The 23,008-nt window shown below is 74.0% G+C and carries 19 protein-coding genes and 2 riboswitches; of the genes, 8 read left to right on the forward strand and 11 right to left on the reverse strand.

Going from position 1 to position 23,008, the window contains the following annotated elements:
• Positions 1-50: 50 nt before the first annotated feature.
• Positions 51-1,307 (reverse strand): PRC and DUF2382 domain-containing protein, encoded by a 1,257-nt coding sequence (locus ACWGKU_RS15740; protein ID WP_452178241.1) that lies wholly within the window; start codon positions 1,305-1,307, stop codon positions 51-53.
• Positions 1,308-1,533: 226 nt separating this feature from the next.
• Positions 1,534-1,637: riboswitch (glycine riboswitch) on the forward strand.
• Between the two features lies 1 nt (position 1,638).
• Positions 1,639-1,771: riboswitch (glycine riboswitch) on the forward strand.
• Positions 1,772-1,874: 103 nt separating this feature from the next.
• On the opposite strand from ACWGKU_RS15740, the gene gcvP reads away from it, so the two are divergent.
• Positions 1,875-4,775: an aminomethyl-transferring glycine dehydrogenase gene (gene gcvP, locus ACWGKU_RS15745; RefSeq protein WP_452178243.1), complete on the forward strand. Its 2,901-nt coding sequence runs from the start codon at positions 1,875-1,877 to the stop codon at positions 4,773-4,775.
• 120 nt (positions 4,776-4,895) lie between these two features.
• Here gcvP and ACWGKU_RS15750 read toward each other — a convergent pair whose 3' ends face one another.
• Positions 4,896-5,087, reverse strand: a complete 192-nt coding sequence (locus tag ACWGKU_RS15750; RefSeq protein ID WP_188300053.1) for a DUF5999 family protein — start codon at positions 5,085-5,087, stop codon at positions 4,896-4,898.
• Positions 5,088-5,543: 456 nt separating this feature from the next.
• Positions 5,544-6,116 carry a hypothetical protein gene (locus ACWGKU_RS15755; protein ID WP_401045563.1) on the reverse strand — a complete coding sequence of 191 codons (573 nt, stop codon included), beginning with the start codon at positions 6,114-6,116 and terminating at the stop codon, positions 5,544-5,546.
• A 378-nt stretch (positions 6,117-6,494) separates the two neighbouring features.
• Here ACWGKU_RS15755 and ACWGKU_RS15760 point away from each other — a divergent pair, with 378 nt between their 5' ends.
• Both ACWGKU_RS15760 and ACWGKU_RS15765 read left to right on the forward strand, forming a co-directional pair.
• Positions 6,495-8,000: a glutamate--cysteine ligase gene (locus ACWGKU_RS15760; protein WP_401045569.1), complete on the forward strand. Its 1,506-nt coding sequence runs from the start codon at positions 6,495-6,497 to the stop codon at positions 7,998-8,000.
• 106 nt (positions 8,001-8,106) lie between these two features.
• Positions 8,107-8,895 (forward strand): CPBP family intramembrane glutamic endopeptidase, encoded by a 789-nt coding sequence (locus tag ACWGKU_RS15765; RefSeq protein ID WP_380352367.1) that lies wholly within the window; start codon positions 8,107-8,109, stop codon positions 8,893-8,895.
• Here the strand turns inward: ACWGKU_RS15765 and ACWGKU_RS15770 are convergent.
• The 6 genes from ACWGKU_RS15770 to ACWGKU_RS15795 form a co-directional block, all read right to left on the reverse strand.
• The gene (locus tag ACWGKU_RS15770) at positions 8,873-9,400 is read right to left on the reverse strand and encodes an HAD domain-containing protein (protein ID WP_359907848.1); all 528 of its coding nucleotides are present in this window, start codon (positions 9,398-9,400) and stop codon (positions 8,873-8,875) included. The two genes, ACWGKU_RS15765 and ACWGKU_RS15770, sit on opposite strands and share 23 nt — an antisense overlap.
• Positions 9,401-9,500: 100 nt before the next feature.
• Positions 9,501-10,769 (reverse strand): MFS transporter, encoded by a 1,269-nt coding sequence (locus ACWGKU_RS15775; protein ID WP_401045559.1) that lies wholly within the window; start codon positions 10,767-10,769, stop codon positions 9,501-9,503.
• Between the two features lie 110 nt (positions 10,770-10,879).
• Positions 10,880-11,581: a dienelactone hydrolase family protein gene (locus tag ACWGKU_RS15780; protein ID WP_401045556.1), complete on the reverse strand. Its 702-nt coding sequence runs from the start codon at positions 11,579-11,581 to the stop codon at positions 10,880-10,882.
• Positions 11,582-11,638: 57 nt separating this feature from the next.
• Positions 11,639-13,051 carry a sugar porter family MFS transporter gene (locus ACWGKU_RS15785; protein WP_401045554.1) on the reverse strand — a complete coding sequence of 471 codons (1,413 nt, stop codon included), beginning with the start codon at positions 13,049-13,051 and terminating at the stop codon, positions 11,639-11,641.
• A 117-nt stretch (positions 13,052-13,168) separates the two neighbouring features.
• Positions 13,169-13,918: an FMN-binding negative transcriptional regulator gene (locus ACWGKU_RS15790; protein WP_401045551.1), complete on the reverse strand. Its 750-nt coding sequence runs from the start codon at positions 13,916-13,918 to the stop codon at positions 13,169-13,171.
• A gap of 14 nt (positions 13,919-13,932) precedes the next feature.
• Positions 13,933-14,604, reverse strand: coding sequence for a pyridoxamine 5'-phosphate oxidase family protein (locus ACWGKU_RS15795; RefSeq protein ID WP_452178244.1), 672 nt, complete (start codon positions 14,602-14,604; stop codon positions 13,933-13,935).
• Positions 14,605-14,638: 34 nt separating this feature from the next.
• Between ACWGKU_RS15795 and ACWGKU_RS15800 the strand changes: the two genes are divergently transcribed.
• A complete protein-coding gene (locus ACWGKU_RS15800; RefSeq protein WP_452178245.1) occupies positions 14,639-15,976 on the forward strand; it encodes an aminotransferase class I/II-fold pyridoxal phosphate-dependent enzyme in 1,338 nt (445 codons plus the stop codon).
• A 273-nt stretch (positions 15,977-16,249) separates the two neighbouring features.
• On the forward strand, positions 16,250-17,440 hold the full coding sequence (locus tag ACWGKU_RS15805; RefSeq protein WP_452178246.1) for a GDSL-type esterase/lipase family protein: 1,191 nt from the start codon (positions 16,250-16,252) through the stop codon (positions 17,438-17,440).
• Between the two features lie 80 nt (positions 17,441-17,520).
• Here the strand turns inward: ACWGKU_RS15805 and ACWGKU_RS15810 are convergent, their stop codons facing one another.
• On the reverse strand, positions 17,521-18,879 hold the full coding sequence (locus ACWGKU_RS15810) for an NAD(P)/FAD-dependent oxidoreductase (RefSeq protein ID WP_452178247.1): 1,359 nt from the start codon (positions 18,877-18,879) through the stop codon (positions 17,521-17,523).
• 203 nt (positions 18,880-19,082) lie between these two features.
• On the opposite strand from ACWGKU_RS15810, the gene ACWGKU_RS15815 reads away from it, so the two are divergent.
• The 3 genes from ACWGKU_RS15815 to ACWGKU_RS15825 all read left to right on the forward strand — a co-directional run bounded on the left by ACWGKU_RS15815 (position 19,083) and on the right by ACWGKU_RS15825 (position 20,789).
• The gene (locus ACWGKU_RS15815) at positions 19,083-19,838 is read left to right on the forward strand and encodes a HipA family kinase (RefSeq protein ID WP_359907824.1); all 756 of its coding nucleotides are present in this window, start codon (positions 19,083-19,085) and stop codon (positions 19,836-19,838) included.
• Positions 19,835-20,251 (forward strand): DUF3037 domain-containing protein, encoded by a 417-nt coding sequence (locus ACWGKU_RS15820; RefSeq protein ID WP_401048041.1) that lies wholly within the window; start codon positions 19,835-19,837, stop codon positions 20,249-20,251. The genes ACWGKU_RS15815 and ACWGKU_RS15820 overlap by 4 nt, the downstream gene beginning before the upstream one ends.
• Positions 20,252-20,333: 82 nt before the next feature.
• Positions 20,334-20,789: a MarR family winged helix-turn-helix transcriptional regulator gene (locus ACWGKU_RS15825; protein ID WP_359907818.1), complete on the forward strand. Its 456-nt coding sequence runs from the start codon at positions 20,334-20,336 to the stop codon at positions 20,787-20,789.
• A 49-nt stretch (positions 20,790-20,838) separates the two neighbouring features.
• Here ACWGKU_RS15825 and ACWGKU_RS15830 read toward each other — a convergent pair whose 3' ends face one another.
• Entirely contained in the window at positions 20,839-22,968 is a 2,130-nt protein-coding gene (locus ACWGKU_RS15830) for a HelD family protein (RefSeq protein ID WP_452178248.1), read from the reverse strand.
• Positions 22,969-23,008: the final 40 nt, after the last annotated feature.

Raw genomic sequence — 23,008 nt, forward strand, 5'->3', positions numbered from 1 at the left:
GGGCCCCGGACGGTGTCCGGGGCCCTGGTCGCGGGGCGTTGCCCCCGCGGTCAGACGAGCGGCCGCAGGCCGGCCGGCCGGGGCGCCTCGTGGGCCATGTCACGGGCCACGTCGGGGGACGCGCTGGAGGGCGGGGCGGAGGAAGGGGCGGGGGTGGCCGAGGCGGTGGGCCGGGTGGCGGTGGCGTCGTGGATCTCGACGTTCTCGCGGCGGAGTTCCTCCCGGACCACCTCCTCGGTCGTGTACCGCTCGACGATCAGGCGGACCCGCTCGACGGGGGCGAGGTACTTGCGCACCACCGCGCGTTCCTCGCGGAGGGTCACCTCCTCGACGGCCTCGGAGATCTCCTTCTCGGTGAGCGTGGCGCGTTCGGCGTCGCTGATCGGCGTCCGCTCGACCCGGACGCGCTCGCGGACCACCGGGATGCGGCGCTCCACCTGTTCGGTCGTCACGTACTTGCGCAGCTTCGCGGTGCCGAGGGTGTGCCACTCGGTGGTGATCTCCAGTCGCTCCTCGCGGCAGGTGACCTCGACCGGGCTGCTGGGGGCGGACGAGGAGGCGTCGGCGTTCGCGGCGGCGGTGACGGTCGCGGCCGCGGTGGTGGTGGCCATCGGGGCGAGCGTGGGGACGGGCGTGGCGGCGGGCTGCGGCTTCGGCTCCACGGCAGGAGCGGTGGAGGCGGTGGTGGCGGCGGGTGCGGCGAAGCCGGGCTCGGCCGGCGGGGAGGCCGTGGGGGCCGCGGGGGTGCTGAGGGTCCGCATGTCGGCCTCCGGGGCGCTCCTGGTGGTGTCGGCGGCAGCGGGGGCCGCGGCAGCGGGGGTCCTGGCCGGTGGGGGTTCGGGGGAGTGCTCGGGTGACCGCTCGGGGGTGTGGAAGGTGAGCGACTTGGCCGGGGCCGCCGCGGTCGTCGTGGCGGCGGCCGCCGCCGTGGTGCCGAAGTCGAGGTCGGGCTGCCTGGGCCGGCTCCCGTTCTCGCCGTTCGGGCGGCTGTCCATCGGGGTGTCGAGCCCGTAGTAGCGGTAGAGCTGGAGTTCCTGGGCGGGGGACAGGTGCTGGCCGACGCCGAAGTCCGGCGACTCCTTCACCAGCGACTTGTCGTACGGCACCCGGAGCTCGTCGCCGGCGAACTCGCTCGTGGTCAGCGGGACGAAGGCGTCCCGGCCGAAGATGCCGGTCCGGACCGCGGCCCACTCGGGCCGGCCGGTGGCGTCGTCCAGGTAGACCTCGTCGACCGTGCCGATCTTGTCTCCGTTGCGGTCGACGGCTTTGTGGCCGATGAGGTCCCGGGGGTCGATGTCCGTCTGCACTTCTTTCCTCCCGCGCGCTGAACCTGCGGAACTCCCGCAGGAAGGCGGCCGGAGCACCCGATTCCGTCCGCCACTTCACACCAAAAGCCATGAATCGGACGAGCGCGACCCCGGGTGCGCCGTCCGGGGGCGGCGCTGGACCGTCCGGGGGACGCGCGTAGACCTCCAGTGACCAGACACACCCGTGATCGGGGGGCCTCCCGCTGGTACCCTGGGCGGCGACCGCAGAGCCCGCTCGGGAGAGTCTCCGATCACGAAAACCGCTGGTCGGAGCGCCGAAGGAGCAACTCCTCCCCGGAATCTCTCAGGCATCCGTACCGTGTGGGGTAGGTCACTCTGGAAAGCAGGGCAGGAGCGTCGGCACGGAAGCCGGCGATCACCACCCTCACCGACGGTGCAAGCCGGCGGAGCGCCCACAGCGCTCCGTGCGGGTGAAGCTCTCAGGTCCCGATGACAGAGGGGGAGGCCTGTCGGGTCCGCGCGCCCAGGCTCGTCCGCTGCCCGCAGCGGTGGAGCCGGCCGGCGTGCGTACCCCCGCCGGTCCGTGACCAGGAGGCCTCGACCACCATGAACGCCCAGCCGAACGCGGGACGCCTCACCGGCGCCTCGACCCTCACCGAGCTTGAGCTGGCCAGCCCCTTCGAGAACCGCCACATCGGCCCCGACGCCGCCGCGCAGGAGAAGATGCTGGCGTCCGTCGGCTACGGCTCGCTGGACGAGCTCGCCGGGACCGCGGTGCCCGAGGCGATCCGCTCCATCACCGCCCTGGACCTGCCCGCGGGCCGGTCCGAGGCCCAGGTCCTCGCCGAACTGCGCGAGCTGGCCGGCCGCAACCAGGTGCTCCAGCCGATGATCGGCCTGGGCTACTACGGCACCTTCACCCCGCCGGTGATCCTGCGCAACGTCATGGAGAACCCGGCCTGGTACACCGCCTACACCCCGTACCAGCCGGAGATCTCGCAGGGGCGCCTGGAGGCGCTGCTGAACTTCCAGACCCTGGTCTCCGACCTGACCGGCCTGCCGACCTCCGGCTCCTCCCTGCTGGACGAGGGCACCGCGGCCGCCGAGGCGATGGCGCTGGCCCGCCGGGTCACCAAGGTCAAGGGCGGCGTCTTCCTGGTCGACGCCGAGACCCTGCCGCAGACCGTCGCGGTGATCAACACCCGCGCCGTGCCGACCGGCGTCGAGGTCGTCGTCGCCGACCTGTCCGAGGGCATCCCGGCCGAGATCGCCGAGCGCGGCGTCTTCGGCGTGCTGCTCCAGTACCCGGGTGCCACCGGCGTGGTCCGCGACCTCACCCCGGTGATCGAGCAGGCGCACGGCCTGGGCGCGATCGTCGCCGTCGCCGCCGACCTGCTCGCGCTGACCCTGCTCAAGTCCCCGGGCTCGCTGGGCGCCGACATCGCCTGCGGCACCTCGCAGCGCTTCGGCGTGCCGATGGGCTTCGGCGGCCCGCACGCCGGCTACCTGTCGGTGCGCGCCGAGTACGCCCGCTCGCTGCCCGGCCGCCTGGTCGGCGTCTCCGTCGACGTCGACGGCAACCGCGCCTACCGCCTGGCGCTGCAGACCCGCGAGCAGCACATCCGCCGCGAGAAGGCCACCAGCAACATCTGCACCGCCCAGGTGCTGCTCGCCGTGATGGCCTCGATGTACGCCGTCTACCACGGCCCCGACGGCCTGGCCGACATCGCCCGCCGCACCCACCGCTACGCCGCCGCCCTCGCCGAGGGCCTGCGGGCCGGCGGCGTCGAGCTGCTGCACGGCGAGTTCTTCGACACCGTCACCGCCGTCGTCCCGGGCCGCGCCGCCGAGATCGCCGCCGCCGCCCGTGCCAACGGCATCAACCTGTTCCAGGACGGCGCGGACCGGATCTCCGTCTCCACCGACGAGACCACCACCCGCGAGCACCTGGCCGGCGTCTGGGCCGCGTTCGGCGTCGAGCCGGTCGAGGTCCCCGAGACCGCCGACGCGCTGCCCGCCGCGCTGCTGCGCGAGGACGAGTACCTGACCCACCCGGTCTTCCACAGCCACCGCTCGGAGACCGCCATGCTGCGCTACCTGCGCCGCCTGTCGGACCGGGACTACGCGCTGGACCGCGGCATGATCCCGCTGGGCTCCTGCACCATGAAGCTCAACGCGACCACCGAGATGGAGGCGGTGACCTGGCCGGAGTTCGGCCAGCTGCACCCCTTCGCGCCGATCGACCAGGCCCAGGGCTACCTCACCCTGATCCGCCAGCTGGAGCAGCAGCTGGTCGAGGTGACCGGCTACGACGCCGTCTCGATCCAGCCGAACGCCGGCTCGCAGGGCGAGCTGGCCGGCCTGCTGGCCGTCCGCGCCTACCACCACGCCAACGGTGACACCCAGCGCGACGTCTGCCTGATCCCGTCCTCCGCGCACGGCACCAACGCGGCCTCCGCCGTGATGGCCGGCATGCGGGTGGTCGTGGTGAAGACCCTGGTCGACGGCGACGTGGACGTCGAGGACCTGAAGGCCAAGATCGAGCAGCACCGCGACAACCTGTCGGTGCTGATGGTCACCTACCCGTCCACCCACGGCGTGTACGAGACCCAGATCACCGACATCTGCGCCCTGGTGCACGAGGCCGGCGGCCAGGTGTACGTGGACGGCGCCAACCTGAACGCCCTGGTCGGCCTCGCCAAGCCGGGCAAGTTCGGCGCGGACGTCTCCCACCTGAACCTGCACAAGACCTTCTGCATCCCGCACGGCGGCGGCGGCCCGGGCGTCGGCCCGGTCGCGGTGCGCGCCCACCTGGCGCCGTACCTGCCGAACCACCCGCTGCAGGCGGAGGCCGGCCCGGCCACCGGCGTGGGCCCGATCTCGGCCGCGCCGTGGGGCTCGGCGGCCATCCTGCCGATCTCCTGGGCGTACGTCCGGCTGATGGGCGGCGAGGGCCTCAAGCGCGCGACCCAGGTCGCGGTGCTGAACGCCAACTACATCGCCAAGCGCCTGGCGCCGCACTTCCCGGTGCTCTACACCGGCCCGGGCGGGCTGGTCGCGCACGAGTGCATCATCGACCTGCGCCCGCTGACCAAGGAGACGGGCGTGACGGTGGACGACATCGCCAAGCGCCTGATCGACTACGGCTTCCACGCGCCGACGATGTCCTTCCCGGTGGCCGGCACGCTGATGATCGAGCCGACCGAGTCCGAGGACCTGTACGAGATCGACCGGTTCTGCGACGCGATGATCACCATCCGGGCCGAGATCGACAAGGTCGGCTCGGGCGAGTGGGCGGCCGACGACAACCCGCTGCGCAACGCCCCGCACACCGCCGCCACGCTGGCCGGCGACTGGGCGCACGGCTACTCGCGGCAGGAGGCGGTCTTCCCGGCCGGCGTGAACCCGGCGGACAAGTACTGGCCGCCGGTGAGCCGGATCGACGGCGCCTACGGCGACCGCAACCTGGTCTGCTCCTGCCCGCCGCTGGACGAGTACGGCGTCTGACCGGACCGGGCCCTCGGAGGTCCGACCCGCGCGACAGGGCCCCGGCGGAGTTTCCGCCGGGGCCCTGCCCGTGGTGCCGTCGAGTCGGCGGCTGCCCCCGCCGTACGGCCGGACGGGTGGTCAGGCCGCGTGGGCGACGGGGCGGCGCGGGGCGATCACCCGGCCGTCGGGCAGCAGCTCTCCGGTGTCCTCGAACAGGACGACGCCGTTGCAGAGCAGGCTCCAGCCCTGCTCCGGATGGCGGGCCACCGACGCGGCCGCCTCGCGGTCCTCGGACTCGGCCGATGGGCACTCAGGACGGTGCTGGCACATACGCGTACCCTCGCTTCGCTCTGCGATCCTCCCCGTGGTGCGGTCGCCGGAGGCCGTGCCGTCCGGAACCGCCGCGGTGGTCGGATCCTGTCCGCACGCCGGCCAAGTGTGGACCGGCGTTCAAGTGGGTAGGACAGGGGGTCCTTCCACGCTGGTTCCCAGTGTCGGCATCCCGGGACCCGCGCGCAGGGATTTCGTGACATGCGCCACAACTCCCGGGTAGAGATCACCCGTTCAGGTGGGGCCGACGGGAAAAGGCGCACCAGTGGGTGAGTCGGGGCATGGCCCGATGAGGCCATGCCGGATGGCCCGGACGGGTGGTCGCCGTTCGGGTGAGGAGCCGCGGGGGCGGGTGGCCCGCCTGTGCCGGGCCCCGCGGGGCGCCGTGGGCGCGGTCGCTTACGCCCCCGCGCCCCCGGCCGGGGGGGCCCGGCGGCCCGAGGGGGCGTCGGTGGGTCAGGAGGAGCCGAGCAGCAGCGGCCTGGCGAGCGGGGCGCGGGCGAGCAGCGGCAGCAGTTCGGCGGCCGGGCACGCGCGGTGCGCGGTGACGCCGAGCGGGGCCGGGGCCAGCGGGATCAGCAGGTCGGCGGCCGGGTCGCCGTCGGGGCTGTGCAGCCACAGCGCCGTGGCGTACTGGCCGGGGAAGGTCAGCAGCCGCGGCTGTTGGCGGGTCCGGGAGGTCTGGGCGAGCTGCCAGGCCTCGCGCAGCGCCCGGACCGTCGAGTCGAGGTAGGGGCCCGCGGTGAAGTGGGAGAAGGTGTGGCCCTCGGCGCTCTGCACCACCTCGGCGGCGGCGGCCACCTCGGCGCCGTCCTTGATCAGGAAGCGCCAGCCGGTGCGGCGGGCGGCCGGGAGCTCCGGGCGCCCGCCGGTCAGGACGTGCACCGCGAGGGGGTGGGCGGGGAGCAGCGGGCCGGTCGGATGACGCAGTGCTGCGGCGGCGGGCTGGCGCAGCGCGGTCTCCGAGTCGAGCGCGCCCAGGACCGCGCGCAGTGCGCTCGGCGGGGGCTGGGGGGGTTGCAGAGTCATGGCGGGGTCCGCCTCTCCAAGCGAGATCGGCGTGCGAGTGCGGCATACCGGCGTGGCGGGCGACGCGTCTTCGGTGACGGGGCCCGGCAGTGTCCGGTTGTGCAGGATCGCGGTGCCGGCGCGGTCGCCGCCGTCGACGAGGGCCTTCGGGGCGAGGCGGACCGGCCGGAGCGCTGTACCAATTCGAACAGATGCACAGGGTGATCTGTTTATCACAGGCTGTGGCGCCGGGCAAGTCTACAGTTCGTCTGATTTTCCGTCAGATGCCTTGCAATGCAAGCCAGTAGGCGCATTCGGGTATCGATCTTCGAGGTGGGCATGATGGTTGCACGGTCGGTCGACCGGGTGCTCGACGGGGTGGCTCTGGAGGAGGGGACCGTGGGCGAGAAGGTCGTGGCGACTCGCGCGGAACTGGCGGACCGACACCTGTACCGGCGCAAGCTCCACGCGTGTCTCGAAGCGCTCGGACGGATGCTCCGCGAGGACCGCTTCGACCGGCCGCGGGCGGTGATGGGCCTGGAGATCGAGCTCAACCTGGCCGACGAGCAGGGCCTGCCGGCCATGAACAACGCGCAGGTGCTCAGCGCGATCGGCTCCAGCGACTTCCAGACCGAACTGGGCCGCTTCAACATCGAGGTCAACATCACGCCGCACCGGCTCTGCGGGCACGTCTTCGAGGAACTGCGCGAGGAGATCGACACCGGGCTGCGCTACGCCGACCGGCGGGCGGCCGAGGCGGGCGCCCGGATCGTCATGGTGGGCATCCTGCCGACCCTGGAACACGCCCACACCGGGCTCGACGCGATGAGCCACAACCAGCGGTACAGCCTGCTCAGCGACCAGATCCTGGCCGCCCGCGGCGAGGACATCGCCCTGGACATCGAGGGGGTCGAGCGCCTCCAGCTGGAGTCGATCACCATGGTGGCCGAGGCCGCCGCCACCTCGCTCCAGCTGCACCTCCAGGTGACCCCGGAGCGGTTCTCCTCGGTGTGGAACGCGGCCCAGGCGATCTGCGGGCCGCAGCTCGCGCTCGGCGCCAACTCGCCGTTCCTGTTCGGGCGGGAGCTGTGGCGGGAGACCCGTCCGGTGCTCTTCCAGCAGGCCTGTGACACCCGGACGGCGGAGCTCAAGGCGCAGGGCGTGCGCCCCATCACCTGGTTCGGCGAGCGCTGGGTGGACTCGGCGTACGACCTGTTCGAGGAGAACCTGCGGTACTTCCCCGCGCTGCTGCCGATCTGCGACGACGAGGACCCGCTGAAGGTGCTGGCCTCCGGCGGCGCGCCCAGGCTCGCCGAGATGCGGCTGCACAACGGCACCATCTACCGCTGGAACCGCCCGGTCTACGACATCGCGGGCGGGGTGGCGCACCTGCGGGTGGAGAACCGGGCCCTGCCGGCCGGGCCCACGGTGGCCGACACCCTGGCCAACGCCGCCTTCTACTACGGGCTGGTGCGGGTGCTCGCCGAGCAGCCCCGGCCGATCTGGACCCGGCTCCCGTTCGAACGGGCGGACGAGAACTTCCAGCAGGGCGCCCGGTACGGCATCGACGCGGTGTTCCAGTGGCCGCGCTCCGGGCGGGCCGGGCGCGGCGGCGGGCTGCAGACCGTGTCCGCCGTCGACCTGGTGCTGAACGAGCTGCTGCCGATGGCCCACCAGGGCCTCGACGAGTGGGGCGTGGAGCCCGCCGACCGGGACCGCTACCTGGGCATCATCGAGCAGCGCTGCCTGCGCCGCGCCAACGGCGCGTCCTGGCAGGTCGCGACCTTCCACCGGCTGCGCGAGCAGTACGGGATGGACCGGCCGGCCGCGCTCGCGGCGATGACCAGGCGCTACGCCGAACACATGCGCGGCGGGGAGCCGGTGCACACCTGGCCGGTGGGCTGACCCCCGGAACCCGCCTCCCCGCCGGGGCGTCCCGGCGGCTGTGTCAGGATGATCGCTCCGGCGGTCGGCCGACGGCCGGAGCGACCGCCCCTCCGCTGGAGCCCCCGTGACCACCGTCCCGACCGCGCCGGAGACCGCGAAGCCCACCCGTCGGCTGTTCGGCGCGGAACTGCTGATCGTCCTCGGCCTCTCCCTCGGGGCCAGCGGGATCAGCGCGCTGATCAGCTTCACCGGCTCGCTCACCGAACCGCTCAAGCTCGGCCAGCAGGTCGCCACGCTGAACGGCTCGCGGGCGCCCGGGCGGCCCTGGCTGGACCTCGTCTGGCAGCTGTACTACATCGGCCGCGGGCTGATGCCGGTGGTGCTGGTCGGCTACCTGCTGGTGCGCGAGGGCGTCACGCTGCGGGTGCTGGGCTTCGACCTCGGGCAGAAGCTGCGCGACCTGGGGCGGGGCGCCGCCGTCGCGGCCGCGATCGGCGGGTCGGGGCTGGCGCTCTACCTGGCCTCGCAGGCGGCCGGGTACAACCTCACGGTGGCGCCGTCCGGGCTGCCGGACGTGTGGTGGCGGGTACCGGTGCTGGTGCTGTCGGCCTGGCAGAACGCCATCCTGGAGGAGGTCGTCGTCCTCGGCTACCTGCTGCGCCGGGTGGGGCAGTTGGGGTGGTCGTGGCCCGCCGCGGTGGTGGCGAGTTCGGTGCTGCGCGGCTCGTACCACCTGTACCAGGGGGTCGGCGGGCTGATCGGCAACATGGTGATGGGCGTGGTGTTCTGCCTGCTGTACCGGCGCTGGGGGCGGGTGATGCCGCTGGTGGCGGCGCACGCGCTGATCGACACCGTGGCCTTCGTCGGGTACGCCCTGCTGGCCGGGCACGTCAGCTGGCTTCCGACCCCTTGAGCGAGAGCGCCTGGCCGCGCGGCGGACGGGCGAGCAGTCGGTCGACGTGCCGGCGTTCCAGGCCCTGGCCGGGGTCGACGGGCAGCAGCAGGCGGTCCCGGCGCCACTGGGAGCGGCGGACCAGCCGCGGCGGGATGACGTCGTCCACCCAGGCGAACGGCCGGCCGTCGGCGTAGCGCAGCAGCGGGGCCCACTTGGCGGCGGAGAACAGCTCCATCAGCGGGACGCGCGGGTCGCCGGGCTGCGGGACGTAGCCGGTGAAGGTGACCACGGGGAGCGGGTCCAGGCCGATCGCGGGGGCGATGTGGGTGTTGGCGTGCTCCTCCCAGGTGGTGGCCCAGACCAGGTCGTACGTTCCGGCGAGCTCGCGCAGCCAGGCGCCGTGCCGGGCGGACAGCAGGACGGTGTAGCCGAACAGGGTGTGGGCGTCGAACCCGGCGTCCGGGTGCGGGCAGACCGGGTTCAGGACGCCGTCGACGTCCAGGAACAGCAGTGGCTTCGGCACCGGTGGCCCCTCGGATGCGGTGGTGTTTCCTGCCTGTTCGGACGACCCTCGCACACCTCCGGTTGCCCGCGGGCGGGCGCACGCGGGGCGCACGGGGCGCTCACGGGGTGGGCGCGGGCTCGCCGACGGGCACCGGTGCGTCCGACGTGCTCCGACGGCTCAGCCGGCGGACCTGTGGGTCCAGCAGGACGACCGCGCTGAGCACCAGACAGGCGACGGCGCACGCCCAGAGCGCGCCGGACAGGCCGAGCGCCACGGCGGCGGGGCCGGCCAGCGCCGTGCCGACCGGGGCCAGCGAGTAGGAGCCGAGTTCGTCGTACGCGGACACCCGGGAGAACATCTCCTCGGGTATCTCCTGCTGGAGCGCGACCATCCAGTTGACGCTGAAGACGGTGACACCGACGCCGGACAGGAACATCGCGACGACCAGCAGCGGCAGCGGCACCTCGGCGGCGAGGGCGACGGCGGGCACGCCGAACAGGAAGACCCCCCAGTTGCCGACCAGCAGGATCCGGCGGGGCCGCCAGCGGGTCATCAGCACGCCGGCGGCCACCAGGCCGACGCCGTAGGCGGACATCGCCAGGCCCCAGGCGCCCGCGCCGCCGAGCCGCTCCTTGGCGGCGGTCGGCCCGTACACCGACTCCACCGCGTTGATGCAGGCGACCAGCACGGAGAACTGGAGCACGATCACCCAGAGCCAGCGGCGGGAGGCGAACTCCCGCCAGCCCTCGCGCAGATCGCGCAGCATGCTGGTGCCGGTGGACGCGGGGCCCTGCTCCGGCTCCAGGAAGAAGCGGAGGGCGGCGGCGGCCAGGAAGCACAGGGCGTCCAGGGCGAGCACCCAGCCGGGGCCGACGGCGGCGGTGAGGGCGCCGCCGAGGGCGGCGCCGCCGATCTGGGAGGCGTTGAGGCCCATCCGGAAGACCGCGAAGGCGCGGGCGGCGTGCTCCTGCGGGACGGCCTGCATGATCATGCCGCCGGAGGCGGGGGAGTAGAGGGCGTAGCCGGCCCCGCCAGCCGCGGAGAGCGCCAGCATCTGCCAGAGCCGGACCTCCCCGGTCAGCACCAGGGCGGCCAGGACCGCCTGGGAGACCCCGCTGAACACATTGGCGGCGACCATGATCAGGTGGCGCGGCAGCCGGTCGGCGAGGGTGCCGCCGACCACCATGAGCAGCACGGTGGGCACCAGCCGGGCGGCGGTGACGTAGCCGACCTCGGTGGTGGTGCCGCCGGTGCCGAGCACGGCGAAGGCGGTGGCGATGGGGGCGCCGGCGTTGCCGAGGCCGCTGATCACGGTGGCGGCGGTCTGGATGCGGAAGTTGCGGCTCGCCCAGGCGAAGCGGCGCGGGGACGGGAGTGGGGTCGGCACCCGGAGACTATGCCGTGGGGCCGTACGGGTGTCCATCCGGTTTACCCGCCCGGAGGGCCCGGAGCGTGGGGTTTCGGCCGAGCCGGCCCCATCGGCCGAGGTGGCCCCCCTCAGCCGAGGTGGCCCCAGAGGAAGGTGAGGGTCCGGCGCCAGGCGATCCGGGCCTGGAGCGGGTCGTGGGTGCCGATCAGGTTCTCGTCGTTCATGAAGGCGTGCCCGGCCGGGTAGAAGTGGATCTCCGGGCGGACGTCGGTGGCCTCGCCGATCCGGATCGCCGCCTCGTCCACGGCGGCCATCGGGATCGAGCCGTCCAACTCGCCGAAGTGGCCGAGCACATGGGCGGTCAGTCCGCGGTAGTCGAAGTCCGGATCGGGCGGCAGGCCGTAGAACGGGACCACGGCGGCCACCTTGTCGCCGGCCCGGGCGGCCAGCAGCAGGGCGAAGCCGCCGCCCATGCAGAAGCCGACCACGCCGACCGCGTCGCCGACCACGCCGTCGAGGGCGAGCAGGTGGTCGACGGCCCCGGCCAGGTCCTCCACCGCCCGGTCGACCGGGAGCTCGCGCTTGAACCGGGCGGCCTCGGCGCCGTCGTGGGTGGTGGCGCCGCCGAACAGGTCGGGGGCCAGGACGGTGAACCCCTCGGCGGCGAAGCGGTCGGCCATGTCGGCGATGTGCGAGGTGAGCCCCCACCACTCCTGCACCACCACCAGGCCCGGCCCGACCCCCTGCGGCGGGCGGGCCAGGTAGCCGTGCGCGGTGCGGCCGTTGCTCGGGAAGGTGATGTTCTGCCGGGAGCCGCCCTCGTCAGGCATGGCTTCCTCTCGGTGGGTCGGGCCGCGTGCGGCGGGTGTTCGGCGGGGTGGGCCGGGTCAGCCCATCTCCTCCAGGGCACGGCCCTTGGTCTCCTTGATGCAGAAGACCACGAACGGGATGGAGAGCAGGGCGAAGGCCGCGTAGATGACGTACGTCGCCGAGAGGTTCCAGTCGGCGAGGTCCGGGAAGCTGACGGTGATCGCCCAGTTGGCGATCCACTGCGCCGAGGCGGCGACGGACAGCGCCAGCGCGCGGATCCGGTTGGGGAACATCTCGCCGAGCAGGACCCAGACCACCACGCCCCAGGAGAAGGCGAAGCAGAGCACGAAGACGTGCGCCGCGATCAGGGCGACGGTGGCGTGGGTGTTGTCCAGGGTGGCGGTGCTGCCGGTGCCCTCCCGGTAGGAGAACGCCCAGGCGGCGGTGCCCAGCGCGGCCGCCATGCCGATCGAGCCGGCCAGGGCGAGCGGCTTGCGGCCGATCCGGTCCACCAGGGCCATCGCGATCACCGTGCCGATCACGTTGATGATCGAGGTGGAGAGGCTGATCAGCAGCGAGTTGGACTCGTTGATGCCGACCGACTGCCACAGGAAGGACGAGTAGTAGAAGATCACGTTGATGCCGACGAACTGCTGGAACACCGAGGCGCCGATGCCGACCCAGACGATCGGCAGCAGGCCGAAGCGGCCGCCGAGCAGGTCCTTGAGCCGGGGCTTGTGGGCGGACTCCAGCACCGAGCGGATCTCCGCCACCCGGGCGTCCAGGTCCACGCCCTCGCCCTCCACCTCCGCCAGCACCTTGCGGGCCTGCTCCTCGCGGTGGTCGGCGATCAGGAAGCGCGGCGACTCCGGGATGGCGAGCGCCATCAGCCCGTACACCAGGGCCGGGATGGCCTCGACACCGAGCATCCACTGCCAGGCCTGGATGCCGCCGAGGTGGTTGGTGGACTCGCCGCCGGCGGCCTGGTTGAGCGCCCAGTTGGCGAGCTGGGAGACGGTGATGCCGAGCACGATAGCCATCTGCTGGAACGAGGCGAGCCGGCCGCGGTAGGCGGTCGGGGCGACCTCGGCGATGTAGGTGGGGGCGATCACCGAGGCGATGCCGATCGCGATGCCGCCGACCACGCGCCAGGCGGCGAGGGTCTCGATGTTCGGCGGGAACATCGAGCCGATGCCGCTGGCCGCGAACAGTGCGGCGGCCAGCAGCATCGTGCGGACCCGGCCGAGGTGGTCGGCGAGCCGGCCGGCGAGCACCGCCCCCAGGGCCGAGCCGAGCAGGGCGATGGCCACCACGAAGGCGGTGGTGCCGTGGCCCACCGCGAAGTGCTTCTGGATGCCCGTCACGGCACCGTTGATCACCGCGCTGTCGTAGCCGAACAGGAAGCCGCCCATGGCGGCGGCCGCCGAGATGAACACCACGTGGCCGAGGTGGGCCTCGCCGGCCGCCCGTTGGCTGTTGACTGAGGACACGCGCGCTCCCGGGGGTCGACGGGCCCGCTCCGACGCCGAGTGGGCAGGGCTCGTCTCACATTCGAGCAGCGCGGCGGCCGACCTGCCCGAGTTGGCGGCCGACCGGGTGATCCGGGGTCAGCCGGTGGCGTGCGGCCCGTCGGTGCGCCGTCCGCTGGTGCGCGGGAGGTCGGAGTGCGGGGCGTTGTCCAGGGGGCCGGCGGGGCCCTGCGGTGCGGTGCGCGGTCCGTCGGTGCGCCGCCGGTGACGGCGGAGCAACTGGGCGCGGGCGGCGGCGTACTGGTCCCGGCCGCGCCCCGGGCCGCCGGCACGCTCGGCGAGCCGGTCGGCGATCGCGTACTGTGCCTCGGCCGGCTTCTTGTCGTCGTACTTGAACTTGGCCCGCACCTCGTCGACGGTCAGCCGGAGCGCGCGCAGCCCGGGCAGCTGCCGGGCCAACTCGCCCTCGCCGGGCACCACCCGGACCTCCGGCGTCTCCGGCTGGAAGTGCGCCAGCTGGCGGTTGAGGATCTCCGCCTTGCCGGCCGCGGACTCCACCACCTCGGCGGTGCAGTGGAAGTGGACCGAGGCGTAGTAGCTGGTGGGTGTGCCCGGGGCGCCGCGCCAGTGGCCCGGCGCGAACGCGTAGCCGTCGGTGACCGCGAGGGTGACCTTCGGATCGGCCCGGACGGCGGCCAGCAGCGGGTTGGGCGCGGCGAGGTGGAGCAGGATCTCGCCGTGTTCGACGTCCAGCAGGAAGTGGGTCGGGACCAGCACCGGGCCCTCGCCGGGGCCGCCGTTGGCGGCGAGCAGGCCGAAGTCGCGGCCCTCGGCGAGCCAGGCCCGCCACTCGGCCTCGTCGCCGCGGTCCCAGGATCTGATCAGCACGGGTGCGCCTCCCGTCAGCGGGGGTAGCCGCGCAGGTGCGCGGGGAGCGGGACGGTGGTGCCGGGGTGCGGCTCGGGGGTGCCGTGCACCGCGGTGACCGGGATCAGGCCGGACCAGTACGGCAGGTCGGCGTCCTCCGGGTCGTCGTCGGCGCCGTCCTCGCGGGTCTTGGCCGAGACCTCGTCCAGCTCCAGCCGGAGGACGGCGGTCGCGGCGAGCTCCTTGGCGTTGGCCGGACGGACCTCGGCGGAGCGCCCCGGTATCGCGTGGTCGACCAGGGCGGCGAGCGCGATGTCCAGCTCCTCGGGGTCGGTGACCTGGTGCGCGGTGCCGTGGGCGACCACCGAGCGGAAGTTCACCGAGTGGTTGAACGCGGACTTGGTCAGCACCAGCGCGTCGACCTGGGTGACGGTGACGCAGACCGGCATGCCCTGCTCGCCGGAGGCGTTGCGCATCGGGCGGCTGCCGGTGGAGCCGTGGACGTAGAGCCGGCCGCCGACCCGGGCGAAGATCGTCGGCAGCACCACGGGGGCGCCGTCGACCACGAAGCCGAGGTGGCAGATGTAGGCACTGTCGAGGATGGCGTGGATCGCCTCCTGCTCCCAGGTGGCCCGGTCCCGGTAGCGGGTGGGGGTGGTCCTGGCGGTGCGGGAGTAGCTGGGCGACCCTTCCGGGGTGGCTGACATGACATCCTCTACGTACTAGTGCATAATTTGCTTTGTGCTAGGAGACTATCCGCTGAAGGGGCGACGCGCCAGCGAAATCGCGGCCCACATCGAGCAGGGCGTGAGCAGCGGGCGACTCGCCCCCGGAACCGCCCTGCCCCCGCTGCGCGACCTCGCCGCCGAACTGGGCGTCAACCCCAACACCGTCGCCGCGGCCTACCGGCTGCTGCGCGACCGCGGCGTGATCGAGACCGCCGGCCGCAAGGGCAGCCGCATCCTGCCCAGGCCCGCGCTCACCCCGCGCGACCAGATCCGCATCCCCGTCCCGCCGCACGCCCGCGACCTGTCCACCGGCAACCCCGACCCGGCCCTGCTGCCCGACCTCGCCCCGGCCCTCGCGGCCGCCGCCGAGGCCGCGCGCACCGACCCGGTGCTGTACGGGCACGCCGCCGTCGACCCGCAGCTGCTCGCGCTCGCCCGCGCCTCCTTCGAGGCCGACGGCCTGCCCGGCGGCCCGATCGCCGTCGCCTCCGGCTCGCTGGACACCATCGAACGGATCCTCGGCGCCCGGCTGCGCCCCGGCGACGCGGTGGCCGTCGAGGACCCGGGCTGGGGCAGCCTGCTCGACCTGCTGCCCGCGCTGGGCCTGAAGCAGGTGCCCGTCCGGCTGGACGACGAGGGCCCGCTGCCGGAGGCGCTGGCCGCCGCGCTGGCCGAGGGCGTCCGGGCCGTGGTGGTCACCAGCCGGGCGCAGAACCCGACCGGAGCGGCGCTCACCGCGCGGCGGGCCGAGGCGCTGAAGACCGTACTGGCCGAGCACCCCGGGGTGCTGCTGATCGAGGACGACCACGGGCACGGCATGGTCGACCAGCCGTACCACCCGCTGGTCGGCCCCGGCACCCGGAACTGGGCGGTGGTGCGCTCGGCGGCCAAGGCGTACGGGCCGGACCTGCGGGTCTCGGTGGCGGTCGGCGACGCGGAGACGATCGGGCGGGTGGCCGGCCGGATGCGGCTGGGCGCCGGCTGGGTCAGCCACCTGCTGCAGCGCACCGTCGCCGAGCTGTGGCGCGGCGACGCCGCGCCGGCGGACCGGGTGGCCGCCGCGTACCGGGCCCGGCGCGACGCGCTGCTGGGCGAGCTGGCGGCCCGTGGGATCGAGGCGCACGGGCGGAGCGGGCTGAACGTCTGGGTGCCGGTGCCGGACGAGACCTCGGTGCTGGCGGCCCTGGTGCAGCGTGGCTGGGTCGCGGCGCCCGGCGCGCGGTACCGGATCCAGTCGCCGCCCGGGCTGCGGTTCACCACGGCGCGGCTGGAGGCGGCGCAGGCGCGGGAGCTGGCGGAGGACCTGGCGGCGGTGCTGGGGGCGGGCGGGGGCGGGTCGCGGCTGGTGTGAGCCCGTGGGCCGGTGCGCCGTGGGCCGGGTGGGGCAGGTGTGGTGGGCGTGAACCGCGGGCGGCATCCGGTCGTCGCCCGCCCGCCTGGTCTGAACCCGGCGGTAACAAAAGCGGAAACCTCCCGCAGATGCCTAGCGGTGGCGAGCGCGGGCATGTCATCTTTCATCGCGCCACCGGCCGGCGGCCCACCCTCACCCAGGCATCCTCCCGTTCCCCATTCCTCGGGAGGATCGAGCCGCAGGAGTTCCGCAGTGCCCGAGAACCGTTCGAGCATGACCCGCAACACCCGCAGCACCCGCAGTACCCGTCGTCCCGGCCGGCGGCTGCTGGCCGCAGCCCTCGCGCTCCCGCTCGTCGTCGCGGGCCTGGCCGTCGCCTCGCCGGCCTCCGCCGCACCGGCCGCCGTGCCGTCCGGGCCCACCGCCAGCGTCACGCTCGGCGACAGCTACATCTCCGGCGAGGCCGGCCGCTGGAAGGGCAACTCGGCCGGCACCAGCGGCAGCCGCAACGGAACCGACCGGGCCTGGACCGGCAGCGCGTACGACGCCTCGCGGGTCTACGGCGCCACCGCCGCGAGCGGATGCGACCGCTCGGACGTCTCCGAGGTGCTCAGCGCCTCGACCGGGGCCCAGAACGAGATCGACCTGGCCTGCTCCGGAGCCGTCAGCGCGAACGTCTTCCGCGCCTCCAACGGCGGCCAGTCGCTCAAGGGCGAGGCCCCGCAGGCCGACCAACTCGCCACCGTGGCACGGCAGAACAACGTCAAGCTGATCACCCTGTCGATCGGCGGCAACGACCTGGGCTTCTCGGACGTCATCTCCACCTGCGTGAAGGACTACCTGGTCTGGTACTCCTACTGCCACTACTCCGCGCAGTCCCAGATCGACGACAGGATGCCCGCCGCGATGGCCGGGGTCGGCAAGGCGGTCGACGAGGTCCGCGCGGTGATGGCCGACGCCGGCTACGCGCAGTCGGACTACCGCCTGGTGCTGCAGTCCTACCCGTCGCCGATCCCGCGCAGCGCCGAGATGCGCTACCCGGAGAGCGGCTGGACCCGCTCCAACACCGGCGGCTGCCCGTTCTGGGACGGGGACGCCGACTGGGCCCGCGACTCCATGGTGCCGCAGATCTCCCGGGCGCTGGCGGGCGTCGCCGCTGCCAAGGGCGCGCAGTTCCTGGACCTGTCGGACATGCTGCAGGGCCGCGAGGTCTGTTCGACGGCCACCAAGCAGCCGACCGCGAGCACCGGCCCGTCCGCGACCACCAGTGAGTGGGCGCGCTTCCTGGACGGCGGGCTCAACTCCACGCAGGGCGTGCTGCAGGAGTCGATGCACCCCAACTACTACGGCCAGCAGGCGGTCGGGCGCTGCCTGACGCTGCTGTGGGCGCGTCCGGGCGGTGACTACGCGTGCCGCAACACGGCCGGGCAGGACGCGGGCGGGATGTACCTCACCGCTCGGTGACCGCGCGCCCGACGGCGCACCGACCCCTGTGACACGGCGCCCCCGCAGCCTCGGCCGCGGGGGCGCCGTACGGCCGTCGCTCAGCCCTTGGCGAGCAGCGACTGGGCGTGCGCGCGGACCTGGTCCTTCGTCAGGTACGCGTCGGTGTACTCGAAGTCCTGCAGGCGGGCGGGCTGGCGGGCGAGGAAGCCGGTGCGGACGAAGTCGTCGCCCGCGGTCGCGTTGAGCAGCCAGTTGGCGCCCACCCGGAACTTGGCCGCGTTGGTCCGCATCGCCATCAGGTGGTAGCCGCGCGCCACCAGCTGGGCGGGCACCCCGCGCAGCTCCACGCCGAGCGGCTTGGAGACCGCGTCCTTGCCGCCGAGGTCGACGACCAGGCCCAAGTCCTTGTGGTAGTACGGCTCCAGGGGGCGGCCGTGGAGCGAGGCGATCAGGTTGTTCGCGACCGCGCGGCCCTGGCGGGCGGCGTGCTGGGCGGTCGGCGGGCAGACCGCGCCGTCGCCCTTGGCGAGGTCGGGGACGGCGGCGGCGTCGCCGATCGCGAACACGCCCTCGAACTGCGGCACCCGCATCTCCGCCGTCACGGCGAGCCGGCCGCGGACCGTCTCGGCGTCCAGGGTGCCGATCAGCGGGCTCGCGGCCACGCCGGCGGTCCAGATCAGGGTGCGGCAGGGGAGCACCCGGCCGTCGGTGAACTTGACGGTCTCGGCGCCGACCTCGGCCACCGAGACGCCCAGCGACACCTCGATGCCGCGCTCGCGCAGCACCTCCAGGGCGGCCTCGCCGAGCGGATCGCCCAGCTCCGGCATCAGCTTCGGGGCGATGTCGATCAGGTGCCACTTGATCTGCCGGGCGTCCAGGCGCGGGTAGCGGTGGGCGGCGGCGGTGGTCAGGCGCTGGAGGCAGGCGGCCGTCTCGGTGCCCGCGTAGCCGCCGCCGACGACCACGAACTGGAGCCGGGACTCGCGCTCCTTCTGGTCCAGGGTGGCGGAGGCGAGGTCGAGCTGGGCGATCACGTGGTCGCGGACGTAGGCCGCCTCGGCGAGCGTCTTCATGCCGCGGGCGTAGTCGGTGAGGCCGGGGATGTCGAAGGTGCGGGTGACGCTGCCGGGGGAGAGCACCAGGTGGTCGTACTTCTGCGCGACCACCTCGTCGGTGATCTTGCGGACGACGCACACCTTGGAGGCCGGGTCCACGCCGATGGCCCCGCCGGGGACGATGTGGGTGCGGCGCAGCGAGCGGCGCAGGGAGACGGCCACGGACTGCGGGGTCAGGACGCCGGCCGCGACATGGGGGAGGAGGGGGAGGTAGAGCTGGTAGCTGAACGGCGTGACCAGCGAGATCTCGGCCTCCGACGGTGACAGCTTGTGTTCGAGTCGGCGGGCGCACTCCAGGCCGGCGAAGCCACCGCCCACGATCAGGATCCGAGGTCGTTCCATCGCTCATCCCTTTGCCGTGAAGGTCCCCATTACTGTCCGCCACACTCGCACGGAGCAGCGGGGGCTGCCACCGGGGTGGGGCCGTGGGGGTGGGGGAGAGCGGTGGTGCGGCGGTGGGGGAGCAGCGGGGCGGGTGGGGGAGAGCGGCGGCGCGGCGGTGGGGTCGGAGCGGGTGGGGCGGTGACACCGATAGGCTGTCGGCCGTGCTACCCGAGGTGACGGCGATCCGGTACGTGACGCCACTGCGAGAAGGCGGCTCGATGCCGGGCCTGGTCGAGGCCGACGATCGGCGGCTGTACGCGCTGAAATGGGTCGGTGCGGCGCAGGGCCGCAAGGCGTTGGTCGCGGAGGTGCTGGCCGGGGAACTCGGCCGGCGGCTCGGGCTGCCGGTGCCGGAGCTGGTGACGATCGACCTGGACCCGGTGCTCGCGCGCAGCGAGCCGGACCACCAGGTCCAGGACCAGATGCGGGCCAGCGGCGGGACCAACCTCGGGATGGCCTTCGTCAGCGGCGCGCTCAACTTCGACCCGCTCTGCTTCGAGGTGGAGCCGGAGCTCGCCGGGCAGGTGCTCTGGTTCGACGCGCTGATCGGCAACGTCGACCGCTCCTGGCGCAACCCCAACCTGCTGGTGGCCACCGGTGGGCTGCGGCTGATCGACCACGGCGCGAGCCTGATCTTCCACCACAACTGGCCGGGCGCCGCGTCCTGGGTCCGCCGTCCGTACGACGCCTCCGACCACGCGCTGCTGCGGGCCCGGCCGGACCTGGCGGCGGCCGACAAGGCGCTCGCGCCGCTCGCCGAGGCGGCGATCGAGGGCGCGGTGGCGCAGATCCCCGAGGTCTGGCTGGTGGACGAGTTCGGCTTCGACTCGCCCGACGAGGTGCGCGCCGCGTACCGTGCCCAGCTGACCGAGCGACTGGCCGGTCCGCGCGACTGGCTGCCGGAGGTGCCCGCATGACCGAGCCCGCGCTGTCCGCGCTGCCGGCCACCGTCGAACTGCACGACTACGAGTACGCCGTGATCCGCGCGGTGCCGAGGGTCGAGCGCGGCGAGTGCGTCAACGTCGGGGTGCTGCTGTACTGCCGGCAGAGCTCGCACCTGGCGGCCCGTACCCATCTGGACCAGGCCCGGCTGCTGGCGCTGGACCCGGTGGCGGACGTCCAGGGCGTGCGGCGGGCGCTGCACGGGATCGAGGCGGTCTGCCACGGCGGGCCGCAGGCCGGTCCGGCGGCGGGGGACAGCCCCGGGCAGCGGTTCCGCTGGCTGACCGCGCCGCGCAGTGCGATCGTCCAGCCGGGGTCCGTGCACACCGGGCTGACCGCGGATCCGGAGGCGGAGCTGCGGCGGTTGTTCGACCAACTGGTGCTCTGACACCTGGGGGCCGGGGCGGTTCGTCGACGGTTGCCCTGGTCAAAGCTTGAGATACTGAAGCACCTGGCCGTACGCTGGCCCCATGGGTTCGACAGCGACGACGACCGTACCGACCAACGCCGAGTTGATGGAGGCGTTGGCCGCCGTCGGTGCCGCGTACTTCCAGGACTTCGCGGCGGCCGCGGCCCGGCACGGGCTCTCCTCCTCGCAGGCCAAGGCGCTGGGCGCGGTGCAGGAGCCGGTGCCGATGCGGGCGCTGGCCGGCCGGCTGGGCTGCGACGCGTCGAACGTCACCGGGATCGTGGACCGGCTGGAGTCGCTGGGTCTGGCCAACCGGGAGGCGGCGGCCGGGGACCGCCGGGTGAAGATCGTGGTGATCACGGCCGAGGGCCGGGAGATCCTCAACCGCATCCGCGGCGAGATGGCCCGGACCCACCAGGCCTTCGAGGCGATGGACGACGAGCAGCGGATCGCGCTGCACTCCATCTGCGCCCAGGTGCTGCCGGTGCTGGCCGGCCGTACGGGCGGCGCGCAGTAGCGCGCGCAGAAGAGAACGCGCCGCCCGCGCCGCCCGCGCGCCGTCCCGGTCAGAGCAGCCCGGCGAGTTCCGGTGGCAGCGGCCGGTGGTGGAGCAGGGTGAGTGAGCGGGTGGTCCGGGTCAGGGCGACGTAGAGGTCGCGCGGGGCGAGTCCGGCCGGCTCGACGACGACCACCGCGTCGAACTCCAGCCCCTTGGCGTCCGCGACGGTGAGCGCGTCCAGCTCGGCCGCCAGGGTGGCCGGGGCGATCACGCCCAGGGTGCCCGGGCCGCCGGGCAGCCGGGTGAGCGCCGCGGCGAAGTCGCCGTCCGGGACGGGGACGGCGCGGGGCCGCTCGGTGCCCGGGCGGATGGACCCGGGCGGCCGGTGGTCGGGCAGGGCGGTGCGCAGCACGGCGGTGGCGAGGGCCATGACGGGCTCCGGCGTACGGTAGTTGACGGTCAGCCGTTCCTCGCGCCAGCGGCCGGGCAGGTGCGGGTCGAGCATGTCGGCCCAACTGCGGGCGCCGGCGGGCGATCCGGTCTGGGCGAGGTCTCCCACGATGGTGAGCGAGCTGGTCGGGACGCGCCGCAGGACGGCGCGCCAGGCCATCGCGGACAGCTCCTGCGCCTCGTCCACGACGACGTGGCCGTACGCCCAGGTGCGGTCGGCGGCGGCGCGTTCGGCGGTGGAGCGGTACGGGCCGTTGTCACGGAAGCGCTCGGCGAGGGCGGCGGAGTCCAGCAGGGCGTCGTCGGTCTGCCCGGTGATGGTCAGCACGCCCTGGGCGAAGGCGAGTTCGTCCGGGTCGTCGTCGGTCGGGGTGGATTCCCCTGTCGTGCCGAGGAGTTCGGCGGCCTCGTCGAGCAGTGGGACGTCCTCGACCGTCCAGCCCGAGCCGGGCGGGCGGAGCAGGGCGGATGCCTGGTCGGGGGCCGTGTCGGTGAGCAACTCCCGGTCGGTGAGCAGTCGTTCGATCAGTTGCCGGGCGGTGAGCCGGGGCCAGAGCGGGTCGAGCGCGGCGCGGACGTCCGGCCGTTCCCACAGCTCGCGCGGGGCGTAGTGGGCCTCCTCGTCGTCGTACGGGCGGCCGAGGGTGAGTGCCTGGGCGATGGCGAGGGCGTCGAGCAGGGTGCTCAGGTAGAAGCGGCGGGCCCGGTTGTGCGGCAGCCGCAGGCCGCGGGCGGCGTCCCGGGCCTCGGCGCAGGCCCGGGCGGAGACCCGCAGCCCGTCGCCGAGGTCCAGGCCGTCGTCGGGGGCCGTCTGGTGGGCGGCCAGGGCGCGGCGGAGCACCCCGGCCATCCAGGGGCCGCCCTTGGCCAGGGCGGTGGCGGGCGCGTCGGTGCGGGTGGCGGTGACGCCGGGGAGGAGCTCGCCGACGGTGCGCAGCACCACCTCGGTCTCGCCGAGGGCGGGCAGCACTTGGTCGATGTACCGCAGGAAGCCGGGGTTGGGGCCGATCACCAGCACGCCCCGGCGCTCCAGTGCGGCGCGGTGGGTGAACAGCAGGTAGGCGGCGCGGTGCAGGGCGGCCAGCGTCTTGCCGGTGCCGGGGCCGCCCTGGACCACCAGGGCGCCGGGCAGCGGGGAGCGGATCACCCGGTCCTGCTCGGCCTGGATGGTGGCGACGGCGGTGCCCATCCGGCCGGTGCGCTCGCGGCCGAGGGCGGCGAGCAGTGCGGCCTCGCCGACCAGGCCGCGCCGGCCGGACTCGTCCAGCCCGGCGAGGTCGAGCGCCTCGTCGTCCAGACCGGCGAGGGTGCGGCCCCGGGTGTGCAGGTGGCGGCGGCGCACGACCGGGCCCGGACGGGCGGGGGTCGCGGTGTAGAAGGGGCGGGCGGCCGGGGTGCGCCAGTCGAGCAGCAGCGGTTCGTACGCGTCGTCGGTCAGGCCGGTGCGGCCGATGTAGTGGACGGTGCCGTCGCGCTCGTCGAGGCGGCCGAAGCACAGGCCGCGTTCGACCGCGTCCAGCCGGGCCGCGTGGCGGGCGGCCTCGCGGGCGCGCACCTCGCGTTCCAGCCGGGCCTGGTGGGTGCCGCCGGGGGTGGCTCCGTCGTGGGCGCCGTCGGCGATGCGGCGGGCCCGTTCGCGCACCGTGTCGAGCCGGGAGTAGAGCCGGGTGAGGCGGGCCTGCTCGGTGCGCAGGGCCGCGGCGAGGGCGTCGCCGGGGTTTCCCGCGGCCGCTGGATGTTCGCTCATCGGTGTGGTATCCTTGCGGTGAGAAGGTTGTGGTGCGCCA

The organism is Kitasatospora sp. NPDC054768 (assembly GCF_053612025.1).